Annotated in this window: 11 protein-coding genes; 6 read left to right on the forward strand and 5 right to left on the reverse strand. The window is 74.3% G+C overall.

Features of this window, described 5'->3' with window-relative positions; translation table 11 throughout:
• Positions 1-156 precede the first annotated feature (156 nt).
• Complete coding sequence (locus tag ACFV61_RS31050; RefSeq protein ID WP_380495224.1) at positions 157-1,779, reverse strand: FAD-binding oxidoreductase; 1,623 nt, start codon at positions 1,777-1,779, stop codon at positions 157-159.
• 20 nt (positions 1,780-1,799) lie between these two features.
• Here ACFV61_RS31050 and ACFV61_RS31055 point away from each other — a divergent pair, with 20 nt between their 5' ends.
• The gene (locus tag ACFV61_RS31055) at positions 1,800-2,414 is read left to right on the forward strand and encodes a TetR/AcrR family transcriptional regulator (RefSeq protein ID WP_063349765.1); all 615 of its coding nucleotides are present in this window, start codon (positions 1,800-1,802) and stop codon (positions 2,412-2,414) included.
• Positions 2,411-4,006 carry a glycerol-3-phosphate dehydrogenase/oxidase gene (locus ACFV61_RS31060; RefSeq protein WP_380495226.1) on the forward strand — a complete coding sequence of 532 codons (1,596 nt, stop codon included), beginning with the start codon at positions 2,411-2,413 and terminating at the stop codon, positions 4,004-4,006. Before ACFV61_RS31055 ends, ACFV61_RS31060 begins: the two co-directional genes overlap by 4 nt.
• A 16-nt stretch (positions 4,007-4,022) precedes the next feature.
• Here ACFV61_RS31060 and ACFV61_RS31065 read toward each other — a convergent pair whose 3' ends face one another.
• Genes ACFV61_RS31065 through ACFV61_RS31075 form a run of 3 tightly spaced genes read right to left on the reverse strand, consistent with a single transcriptional unit; the run spans position 4,023 to position 5,212 of the window.
• On the reverse strand, positions 4,023-4,427 hold the full coding sequence (locus ACFV61_RS31065; RefSeq protein ID WP_380495228.1) for a hypothetical protein: 405 nt from the start codon (positions 4,425-4,427) through the stop codon (positions 4,023-4,025).
• Complete coding sequence (locus ACFV61_RS31070; RefSeq protein WP_063349768.1) at positions 4,424-4,861, reverse strand: MarR family winged helix-turn-helix transcriptional regulator; 438 nt, start codon at positions 4,859-4,861, stop codon at positions 4,424-4,426. Before ACFV61_RS31070 ends, ACFV61_RS31065 begins: the two co-directional genes overlap by 4 nt.
• 57 nt (positions 4,862-4,918) lie before the next feature.
• The gene (locus tag ACFV61_RS31075; RefSeq protein WP_063349769.1) at positions 4,919-5,212 is read right to left on the reverse strand and encodes a hypothetical protein; all 294 of its coding nucleotides are present in this window, start codon (positions 5,210-5,212) and stop codon (positions 4,919-4,921) included.
• A gap of 226 nt (positions 5,213-5,438) precedes the next feature.
• Here ACFV61_RS31075 and ACFV61_RS31080 point away from each other — a divergent pair, with 226 nt between their 5' ends.
• Positions 5,439-6,014: a TerD family protein gene (locus ACFV61_RS31080; protein WP_063349770.1), complete on the forward strand. Its 576-nt coding sequence runs from the start codon at positions 5,439-5,441 to the stop codon at positions 6,012-6,014.
• 69 nt (positions 6,015-6,083) lie between these two features.
• Here the strand turns inward: ACFV61_RS31080 and ACFV61_RS31085 are convergent, their stop codons facing one another.
• Positions 6,084-7,343, reverse strand: a complete 1,260-nt coding sequence (locus ACFV61_RS31085) for an FAD-dependent monooxygenase (protein ID WP_380478274.1) — start codon at positions 7,341-7,343, stop codon at positions 6,084-6,086.
• Between the two features lie 184 nt (positions 7,344-7,527).
• On the opposite strand from ACFV61_RS31085, the gene ACFV61_RS31090 reads away from it, so the two are divergent.
• The 3 genes from ACFV61_RS31090 (at position 7,528) to ACFV61_RS31100 (ending at position 11,107) form a co-directional block, all read left to right on the forward strand.
• Complete coding sequence (locus tag ACFV61_RS31090; protein WP_380495230.1) at positions 7,528-9,582, forward strand: FAD-dependent oxidoreductase; 2,055 nt, start codon at positions 7,528-7,530, stop codon at positions 9,580-9,582.
• Between the two features lie 76 nt (positions 9,583-9,658).
• On the forward strand, positions 9,659-10,264 hold the full coding sequence (locus ACFV61_RS31095) for a PadR family transcriptional regulator (RefSeq protein ID WP_380495232.1): 606 nt from the start codon (positions 9,659-9,661) through the stop codon (positions 10,262-10,264).
• A 90-nt stretch (positions 10,265-10,354) separates the two neighbouring features.
• Positions 10,355-11,107, forward strand: coding sequence for a hypothetical protein (locus ACFV61_RS31100; protein ID WP_380495234.1), 753 nt, complete (start codon positions 10,355-10,357; stop codon positions 11,105-11,107).
• Positions 11,108-11,231 lie beyond the last annotated feature (124 nt).

Here is an 11,231-nt window from a genome sequence, read left to right on the forward strand (position 1 = left end):
GGCGCGGGGGGGGGGGCGGGCGCGCGGCGGGGGCGGGGGGCGGGGGGGGCGGGTCCGGGGCCGCGGGCGGGGGGGGGGGGGGGGCGGGGCGGGCCCCCCCCCCCGCCGCCGGGTTGCTGAGGACGGCCACTCGCCTGATGGCTCGCGGACCGCCGGTCACGGGATCAGCTTGCCGGGGTTGAGGATGCCCGCCGGGTCGAGTTCGGCCTTGACGGCGCGCAGGATGCGCACGCCGAGCTCGCCGATCTCGTCGCTCATCCAGGGCCGGTGGTCGGCGCCGACGGCGTGGTGGTGGGTGATGGTGCCGCCGGCGGTGACGATGGCGTCGCCGGCGGCGCGCTTGGCGGCGGCCCACCGGGTGAGCGGGTCCTCGCCGAGGGCGGCGACGACGGTGAAGTAGAGCGAGGCGCCGGTCGGGTAGACGTGCGAGATGTGGCAGAGGACGAGGGCGCCGGGCAGGGCGGTGGTGAGGGCCTCGGTGACGGCGGTCCGCAGCTGCGGGAGCCGGCTCCAACTGGCCGCGGTCTCCAGGGTTTCGCAGAGGGCGCCGGCGCTGAGCAGGGAGTCCCGCAGGTAGGGGGCGTTGAAGCGGCCGTGTTCCCAGGCCCGGGCGGGGGCCTCGCCGACAGACGTGGCGCCGGCGGCGAGCAGGGTGTCGCGGGTGAGCCGGTGGCGGGTGGCGACCTGTTCGGCGGTGCCTTCGAAGACGGTGACGGCGAGGCAGCCGGTGATGGCGGGGGCGCCGCCGATCTGTTCGGTCGTGGCGAGGTTGACCATCGTCTCGGCCTCGTCGGAGAGCCGGATGACGGTGGGGCCGGTGCCGGCCTGTTCGACGGCGCGCAGGGCGGCGCTGCCGGTGGCGAAGTCGGGCAGGCTCCAGGCCTCGTAGGCCTTGACGGCGGGCAGCGGGTGAACGCGCAGGCGGACGGCGGTGATGACGCCGAGGGTGCCTTCGGAGCCGAGGAAGAGCTCGCGCAGGTCGGGGCCGGCGGCGGAGGCGGGGGCGCGGCCGAGGTCGAGCACACCGGCGGGGGTGACGACGCGCAGGCCGCGGACCATCTCGTCGAAGCGTCCGTGGCCGGCCGAGTCCTGGCCGGAGGAGCGGGTGGCGGCGAAGCCGCCGAGGGTGGCGTAGCGGAAGCTCTGCGGGTAGTGGCCGAGTTCGTAGCCGCGTTCGGCGAGCAGGGCCTCGGCGGCGGGGCCGGTGAGGCCGGCGCCGAGGACGGCCTCGCCGGAGGTCTCGTCGAGGTCGTGGAGCCGGTCGAGGCGGCGCAGGTCGAGCGAGATGACGGCGGTGAGGCCGCCGCGTTCGGGGTCGAGGCCGCCGACGACGCTGGTGCCGCCGCCGAACGGGACGGCGGCGATGCGGCGTTCGGCGCAGAGCGCGAGGACGGCGGCGATCTCCTGCTCGTCGCCGGGCAGCACGACGGCGTCGGGCGCGTCCTGGGGGTCGCGGCTGCGGCGGCGCAGCAGGTCGGGGGTGGACTTGCCGCCGGCGCGGGGGAGCCGGTCGGCGTCGGCGGCGCTGACGTTGGTCTCGCCGACGGCGGCGGCGAGGGCCTTGAGGTCGTCGGCGGTGATCCGCGAGGGGTGCAGGACGATCTCGTCGGCGGCCGGTCCGGGGGTGGCGTCGCCGGTGACGCCGAGGGCGGCGGCGAGCAGTCCCTTGATGTCCGCGGACAGCTCCTTGGCGAGGGCCGGGTCGCCCCAGGCGTCCCACTTCATCGGGGGGAGCGGCAGCGCGGCGCCGGCCGGTCCCGCTTGCGTCTCAGATGCCATGCGTTACAGTTTCACACATCATGTCAAGTAGTAACGCCGAGCCCCCTGGCAGTCCCGCGCGCAGCACCGACGACGCGATCCTGGACGCCGCCGCCGACCTGATCGTCCATCTCGGCGTGCGCCGAACGCAGTTGGCGGAGATCGCCCGCCGCGCCGGGGTCAGCCGGCCGACCGTCTACCGGCGCTGGCCGGACGTCCGGGCGGTGATCGGCGCCCTGCTCACCCGGGAGATCCGGGCCACCCGGGAGGGCGTCGCCCTGACCCTCGGGGGCGACGGCGCCCCGATCGGCCGGGAGGCCTTCGTGGACGGGGTCGTCGAGGTGGCCGTCCGGCTGCGGGACCACCCGGTGCTCGGCGCGCTGCTGCGCTCCGCCGACTCCGACCTGCTGCTGGAATACGTCGTCGAGCGGCTCGGCACCAGCCAGCGCGGCCTGCTGGAGGCGCTGCGGGCCGGCATCGAGCAGGGGCAGGCGCACGGTTCGATCCGGTCAGGGGAGCCGGTCGAACTGGCCGCCATGGTCCTGCTGATCGCCCAGTCCACCGTCCAGTCGCACCGCATGGTCGCCTCCCTGCTGCCGGAGGCCGCCTGGCGGCGCGAACTGACCAGAGCACTGAACGGATACCTCGCGCCATGACCTCGACGCCCGCCGGATCCTCCGCCGCTCGCTCCGCCACTCCTTACGCCGGCTCCAGCCGACTCGACGCCGGCCGGCGCCGGGCGGAACTCGAAGCGCTGGGGGACCGCCCGCGGGTCGACCTGCTGGTGATCGGCGGCGGCGTCACCGGCGCCGGGGTGGCCCTGGACGCCGCCTCGCGCGGGCTGCGCACGGTGCTGGTCGAGTCCCGCGACCTGGCGTTCGGCACCAGCCGCTGGAGCTCCAAGCTGGTGCACGGCGGCCTGCGCTACCTCGCCTCCGGGCGGATCGGGGTGGCCCGGGAGAGTGCGATCGAGCGCGGCGTGCTGATGACCCGCACCGCCCCGCACCTGATCCGCGCGCTGCCCCAACTGGTGCCGCTGCTCCCGGGGTTGCTGCGCCCCGGGCAGGCCTCGCTGATCCGGGTGGGCTTCCACGCCGGGGACGCGCTGCGGCTCAGTGCCGGGACGCCGGGCGCGCTGCTGCCCCGGGTGCGCCGGATCGGCGCCGCGCGGACGCGGCAGCTGGTGCCGGGCGTGCGGACCGCCGGACTGTCCGGCGCGCTGGTCGCGCACGACGGCCAACTCGTGGACGACGCCCGGCTGGTGGTGGCGCTGGCGCGGACCGCGGCGCAGTACGGCGCCACCGTGCTGACCAGGGTGCGGGCGGAGTCCGTGACGGGCGGCTGCGCCCGGCTCACCGACACCGTCACCGGGCAGTCGCTGACCGTCGAGGCCGGCGCGGTGGTCAACGCCACCGGCGTCTGGGCGGGCGAGGTGGACCCGTCGATCAGGCTGCGCCCCAGCCGGGGCACCCACCTCCTGGTGGACGCCGCCGCGCTCGGCCACCCGACCGCGGCGCTCACCGTGCCGGTGCCCGGTTCGACCAGCCGCTTCGTCTTCGCGCTGCCCCAGCAGCTCGGCCGGGTGGCGATCGGGCTGACCGACGAGGACGCGCCCGGTCCGATCCCGGACGAGCCGCAGCCCGCCGAGGGGGAGCTCGCCTTCCTGCTCGACACCGTCAACGCCGCCCTGAGCACCGCGCTGACCAGGGCGGACGTGCGCGGCGCGTACGCGGGGCTGCGGCCGCTGATCGACACCGGGGGCGGCAGCACCGCCGACATCTCCCGGGAGCACGCGGTGCTGGAGTCGCCGTCCGGGCTGGTCACGGTGGTCGGCGGCAAGCTCACCACCTACCGGCGGATGGCCGAGGACGCGGTGGACGCCGCCGTCCGGCTGCGCGGCCTGCCGGCCCGGGCCTGCTGGACGGCCCGCCTGCCGCTGGTCGGGGCCCCGACCCACCGGGACAGCCGTCCGCTCCCGGCGGGCGCCGTGCCCGGCTCGCTGCTCGCCCGCTACGGCGGATCGTCCCAGGAGGTGGTGGCCGCCGAGGAGTTGACGCCGATCGCGGAAGGCCTGGACGTGACGCGCGCCGAGGTCGCCTACGCCGTCACGCACGAGGGCGCGCTGGACGTCGCCGACGTGCTCGACCGCCGGACCAGGATCGGCCTGGTCGCCGAGGACGCCGAGCGGGCCCGCAAGGCGATCGAGGAGATCGTGACGGAGGTCCGGGACGGCAGCCGGGAAGGCTAGGGAAGGCTGGGGAGGGCTAGGGGAACGGCACCAGGTCGGGTTCGACCCAGGTCGTGCGGGCCTGGTCGCTCGTGAGGGTCTCGGGGCGGTAGTGGCGGGCGAGCAGGTCCTTGTCGAGCAGCTCGGGGTGACGGGCGGCGAAGTCCTCGAAGTCGGTTGCGGCGTCGGCGCGGTGGGCCACCAGCTCCATCCAGGCCCGGGTCATGGTGACGTGGAACTTCTGTGGCGCCCCGGCCTTGGCGGCGGTGCGGCGGATGCCGTCGCCGACCAGGTCGAGGGCGGTGGCGCTGCCGTGGCGGCGGACGGCGAGCCAGCTGAGCCGGACGTGCTGACGGTGGCCGAAGCGGTCTGCGCCGGCCATCGCCTCGCGCAGCAACTCGCCGAAGGGGTCGGGGGTTTCGGGAGTTTCGGGGGAGCTCATGAGGAGGCCTTCGTCAGGGCCCGGAGGGTGGCGTGGAAGCCGTCCACCTGGGCGGGGGAGAGGTTGCCGAGTGCGCGGCGTTCGAGGTCGGCGACGGTCTGCCGGATGGTGTCGGCGGTGATTCGGCCGGTGGGGGTGAGCTCGATCAGTACCGAGCGGCGGTCCCCGGCGCGGGTGCCGCGGGTGATGTGGCCGCGGCGTTCCAGGCGGTCCAGGACGCCGGTCAGCGTGGTCGGCCGGGTGCCGACGGCGGTGCCGAGCTCGGAGACCGTCCGGCCGCGCCCGTCGGCGAGGTTGGCGAGGGCGTTGATCTCGGAGGCGGTCAGGTCGAGGTCGACCAGCTCGGTGGCGAGCAGGTGGAGCGTGGCGTGGGTCGCGCGCTGGAGCGCGAGCAGTGCGGACTGCTCGCCGGACGCTTCGGTTTCGAACTTCACGTTTTCGGATAGTACGGTTTCGTACTATCGGCGGGCAAGTCGCCCGGGAGGCGGCGCTCAGCGCGCCGCGCGCTCCGGCATCGGGTGCTCGGCTCCCGCGACCTCCAGGACGCAGGAGTACGGGTGCTCGGCCGCGCCCGTGCGGTCCAGCCGTACCGAGAGCGGCAGCGGCGGTTCCTCGGCGAGTTGGGCGGCGAGCGTCAGCGGGTAGACGCCGTGCCCGTGGACGCGGTGGAAGGCGCATTCCTTGCCGTCCACCAGCAGCTCGGTCTCGGTGATCCAGCCGGAGCGGACGTTGACGGTGACCGAGTGCCCGGCCTGGTCGAAGTGGAAGCTGTACCGCTGGCGCATGGGGAACCTCCCGCGCGGGGGCCGCCGGTCGGGGCGGACCAGGGGATCCACCGCCAGTCTAGGGTGGCCACCGGGCCTCGGCCCGGCGGGTGCGGCGGCCGGGGTGGCGGGTGGTTCCCGGTGGAGCCCCTGAGAAATTCCCGGGGTGGGGCCCGACCGCAGGTGGATTCCCGTGATCTCTACAGTGTTGTAGATTCGTCCGCAGGGAGAGATCGAGGAGGGCATTGTGGGAGTTTCGCTGGCCAAGGGCGGCAACGTCTCGTTGAGCAAGGAGGCGCCCGGTCTGAGCGCCGTGATCGTGGGTCTCGGCTGGGACGTGCGCACCACCACTGGCGCCGACTACGACCTGGACGCCAGCGCGCTGCTCTGCAACGCGCTCGGCAAGGTGGTCTCGGACCAGCACTTCGTCTTCTTCAACAACCTGCGCAGCCCCGATGGTTCGGTCGAGCACAGCGGCGACAACCTGACCGGTGGCGGCGACGGCGACGACGAGCAGATCAAGGTCGACCTGGCGCGGGTGCCGGCCGACGTGGCGAAGGTGGTCTTCCCGGTGTCGATCTACGACGCCGACGCCCGGCTGCAGAGCTTCGGGCAGGTCCGCAACGCGTTCATCCGGGTGCTGAACCAGGCCAACGGCCAGGAGATCGCCCGTTACGACCTCAGCGAGGACGCGTCCACCGAGACCGCGATGGTCTTCGGCGAGCTGTACCGCAACGGCGCGGAGTGGAAGTTCCGCGCCATAGGGCAGGGTTACGCCTCCGGTCTGCGCGGCATCGCGACCGACTACGGCGTCAACGTCTGATCGCAGCAGGTGGATCGCAGCAGGTGATCTGACGGGGTTTCGGCGGCCACGGGCCTGTGCGGCCCACACTCACTCGGGACGCCCGAGGGCGTGGCCGCCGAAACCCCCGCTGCCGGTGAGCTGGCCGTGCCACCAGGCGACCATCCCCGGCTCGTCCATGGTCGACCAGTCCGGTGCGGCGGCGACCTGCTCCCGGCCGAGCCGTCGGCCCAGTTCCACCAGCTCCCGCCCGACCACGCCCCGCTCCTGGTCGTACGCGGCCAGCACGGACGGCCAGGAGTCGCCGTGCGCGGCGGCGGCCCGCCCGGCCTGCTCGAAGGCGTGCGCGTCCTGCAAGGCCTTCACCGCGCCGCTGGTGTTGTGCGGGCGGACGACGGTGGCCGCGTCCCCGCCGAGGAGCAGCCGGCCGGCCGTGCGGCGCGGGGTCTCCAGGTCGTAGACGGGCTGGAGGAAGGTCCGCTCGCGCGGGGTGAGGGTGACCAGGGCGGCCCAGTACGGCGGCAGGTGCCGTTCGGCGAGCCGGCGCAGGTCGTCCAGCTGCCCGTCGGTGAGGGTGCCCGCCGGGATGCTGGTCGGGCCGTCGAGGCGCAGCCAGGCGGGAGTGGGCGCGTAGAAGACCCAGTTCACCTGGGTGCTGCCGGGGGTGAGCCCGGGGATGCGGTAGATCACGACCTGGCCGCCGGGGTAGCAGACGGTGGCGCACTCGTCCTCCGGCCAGGCCGCGGACCCGCCGGGCAGCTCCGCCAGCAGTGCGGCGTCGTAGCTGCCGCGCCAGCACACGTACCCGGCGTATTCGGGCCGGGCCTGCGGGCAGACCGCCGCGCGGACCACCGAGCGGTAGCCGTCGGCGCCGATCACCAGGTCGTGCGGTTCGCGGGTGCCGTCGGGGCCGGCCGTCCAGGCGCCGTCCTGGTCGGTGCCGGCCGCGGTGACGGTGTGGCCTTGCCGGAACTCGATCCGGTCGGGGGTGCGTTCGCGCAGGGCCTGCCAGAGGACGGCCCAGTGGTGTGAGTGGAACGGCATCGGCTGGTTCCAGAGCACCCGCCCGCGCCCGTCCGGTCCGTCGCCGCCGCGGTCCTCGGCCGTCTCCCGGGTGACCCAGCGGCGGACGGTGAGGCGGTGGCGGCGGACGCCGTCGTGGAGGTGGCCGGCGCGGACCAGTTCGTCGAAGCGGTCGTCGTTGATGCAGATCCCGACGCCTCGGTCCTCCAGCTGGCCCTCGCTGCGTTCCAGGACCACGATCCGGTCCGCTCCCAGCCGGGCGGCGGCCCCGGCGAAGGCGCTTCCGGCGATGCTGCCGCCGATCACGGCTATCGAGCTATCCCGCATGGCGGTCCTCTCCCAGCTGCCCACACTATCGATCTGACAATACGCGGACCATGTCCGCGAGTTGGTGGGAACCGACAGAGCGCGGGGCCCCGGCCCGCGACCCCGTTATGCAACTAGTTGCACATCGAGCCACCGTCCCCTACCCTGCGGTAACAACGACCCCCGCCGCCCCCAGGAGACGTCGATGAGCGCGTCGATGAGCACCACCCCCGGCAGCAGCCGCTACCCGCACCTGCTCAGCCCGCTCGACCTCGGCTTCACCACCCTGCCCAACCGCGTCGTCATGGGCTCCATGCACGTCGGCCTGGAGGAGGCCCCCGACGGCTACCGGCGGATGGCCGCCTTCTACGCCGAACGGGCCCGCGGCGGCGTCGGCCTCATCGTCACCGGCGGCATCGCCCCCAACGAGGCCGGGCGCCCCTGGGAGGGCGGCGCGATGCTCACCACCGAGGCCGAAGCCGACCGCCACCGCGTCGTCACCGACGCCGTGCACGCCGCCGGCGGGAAGATCGCCCTGCAGATCCTGCACTTCGGCCGCTACGCCTACCACCGCGACCTCGTCGCCCCCAGCGCCCTCCAGGCCCCGATCAGCCCCTTCGTCCCGCACGAGCTCACCGCCGCACAGGTCGAGCAGACCATCGAGGACTTCGTCCGCTGCGCCGAACTCGCCCGCCGCGCCGGGTACGACGGCGTCGAGGTCATGGGCTCCGAGGGCTACCTGATCAACGAGTTCGTCGTCGCCGCCACCAACCGGCGCGAGGACGAGTGGGGCGGCCCGTACGAGCGCCGGATGCGCTTCCCGGTGGAGATCGTCCGCCGCGTCCGCGAGCGGATCGGCGAGGACTTCATCATCGTCTACCGCCTCTCCATGCTAGACCTGGTGCCCGGCGGCTCCACCCTCGACGAGGTCGTCCGCCTCGCCCAGGCCGTCGAGGCCGCCGGGGCGACCATCATCAACACCGGCATCGGCTGGCACGAGGCCCGCATCCCCACCATCGCCACCTCCGTGCCGCGCGGCGCCTTCGCCTGGGCGACCAGGAAGGTGATGGGCACGGTCGGCATCCCGCTGGTCACCACCAACCGCATCAACACCCCCGAGATCGCCGAGCAGTTGCTCGCCGACGGCTGCGCCGACCTGGTCTCGCTGGCCCGTCCGCTGCTCGCCGACGCCGACTTCGTCGCCAAGGCGGAAGACGGCCGCGCCGACGCCATCAACACCTGCATCGGCTGCAACCAGGCCTGCCTCGACCACACCTTCAGCGGCCTGATCACCTCCTGCCTGGTCAACCCGCGCGCCTGCCACGAGACCGAACTCGTGCTCGCGCCCACCAGGTTGCGCAAGCGCATCGGCGTCGTCGGAGCCGGACCGGCCGGGCTAGCCTTCGCCGTCTCCGCCGCCGAACGCGGCCACGACGTCACCCTGTTCGACTCCGCCGCGGCGATCGGCGGGCAGCTGAACACCGCCCGACTCGTCCCCGGCAAGGAGGAGTTCGACGAGACGCTGCGCTACTACCGCACCCGGCTCGCCGAGTTGGCCGTCACTCAGCGCCTCGGCACCACCGCCACCGCCGAGCAGCTCGCCGCCGAGAACTTCGACGAACTCGTCCTTGCCACCGGCGTCACCCCGCGAACCCCCGCCGACCTCCCAGGAGTTGACCACCCCAGCGTGCTCGGCTACCTCGACGTCCTGCGCGGCGGTGCCCCCGTCGGCGAGCGGGTCGCCATCCTCGGCGCGGGCGGCATCGGCTTCGACGTGGCCGGCTTCCTCACCGACCCGGGCGACGCGGCCAGCCTCGACCCGGCCGTGTTCCAGGCCAAGTGGGGCATCGACCCGCAGTACCGCGAGCGCGGCGGACTGCGCCGCCCCGAGCGGCCCGCACCGCCGCGCGCCGTCCACCTGCTCCAGCGCAAGACCAGCAAGGTCGGGGCCGGGCTCGGCAAGACCACCGGCTGGATCCACCGCACCGAGCTCCGACACCGCGGCGTCACCATGGTCGCCGGCGCGACGTACGACCTGATTGACGACGCCGGCCTGCACTTCACCGTCGACGGCGAGCGCCAACTGCTGCCCGTGGACACCGTGGTGCTCTGCACCGGCCAGGAACCGCGCCGCGACCTGTACGAGGCGCTGCGCGAGCGCGGCCTGGAGGCCCACCTGATCGGCGGCGCCGACGTCGCCGCCGAACTCGACGCCAAGCGGGCCATCAAGCAGGGCACCGAACTGGCCGCCGCGATCTGACCCTTCCTTTCGCGCTGGGTCCTGTTCGGCCGGACAGGACCTGGGCACGCCTTGGGCACGCCCTAGGATCGACGGCATGTCGCTGCCGCACGCCATCCTCACCGCCCTGCTGGAGAAACCGTCCTCGGGGCTGGAGCTGACCCGGCGCTTCGACAAGTCGATCGGCTTCTTCTGGCCCGCCACCCACCAGCAGATCTACCGCGAACTGGGCCGACTGGAGGCCGCCGGACAGATCCGGGCCCTCCAGCCGTCCGGCCCCGTCCGCGGACAGAAGAAGGAGTACGAGGTCCTGCCCGAGGGCCGCGCCGAACTCGCCCGCTGGACGGCCGAGGGCGCCGCGCCGCGCGCCGTCCGCGAACCGCTGCTGCTACGGCTGCGCGCCGCCGCGGTGGTCGGTACGGACGGCCTGGCGGCCGAGGTGCGGCGGCACCTGGCGCTGCACCGCGCGCAGTTGGACGACTACCGGGAGATCGAGCGGCACGACTTCCCGGCCGAGACGACGGCCGGGGAGAACCGCCTCCAGCACGCCGTGCTGCGGGCGGGTATCGGGCTGGAGGCCTTCTGGGTGCAGTGGCTCGCCGAGACCCTCGAAACCCTCGAAACCCCCGAAACCCCCGAAGCGCTCGAAGCGCTCGAAACCCCCGGACCGCTTCCGCCGGACCAGCCGGACCAGGGGGCCTGACCTGCGGTGATCCGCGCCCGCGAGCCCCGTAACAGGCCCGGTGGGACACTGGTGCCTGTCCCTGCCCGAACTCTCGACCGGGGGGCCCGCATGTCCCACCCGAAGCCGCTCCACGCCCTCGCCGCCGCCGCCCTCGCCGCGGCGGTCGCCTTGGGCCCGGCCCACCTCGCCGCGGCCGCGACGCCCGGCCAGCCCGCCCAGGGCCTGCCCACCTCCGAGCAACTCGCCGCGGCCCTGCTCACCGTCGACGACGTCGGCCCAGGCTTCACTCAGGTCTCCAGCACGGCCAGCCCCAGCGCCGGCCCCAGTACGATGCCGTCCCCGGCCAACGGCTGCGACGCCCTCAGCGACCTGATCAACATGCACACCGGCATCCCCGGCCCCGAGACCCCGCACGCCGAGGCCGAACTGGACGGTCCGGGCGGCAACCCGATGGTGACCGAGTCCCTCACCGCCGAGGACGCGGGAAAGCTCACCACCGACCTCGACGCCGCCACCGCGGCCCTCAAGAGCTGCCACACCATCACCTTCAGCGCCGGCACCAACGACTCGGTGACCTTCACCGTCACCCCGGTCACCCTCGGCGACCGCCAGGACGCGTCCGCCGTCCGCCTCGACGGCACCCTGGCCGGCGTCCAGCTGAACGCCTTCGTCGGCGTCGAGCGCTTCGGCACCGTCGGCATGGCCTTCGGCTTCTTCCAGCGCGGCGGCGACTCCTCCCGGCTGGCCTCCTTCCAGTACCGCGCCGCCGTCGCCAAGGTCCAGCGCGCCCTCGGCGCCACCGCCGGCAGCACCATCCCGCCCACCGCTACGGCCCCCGTCACCCAGGGCACCTCGGTCTGAGCCGGACAACGCGACGGCCCCCCGCGCGGCCCCCCCGGCCCCCGGGGCGCCCCCGCCGCCCGCGCGCGCGCGGCCGGGAGGAAGTGCGGCTGTCCCGGCGGGACGGCGGCTACCAGTGGGTGTG

It is taken from the genome of Kitasatospora sp. NPDC059817 (genome assembly GCF_042731835.1).
Taxonomy (GTDB): Bacteria; Actinomycetota; Actinomycetes; order Streptomycetales; family Streptomycetaceae; genus Kitasatospora.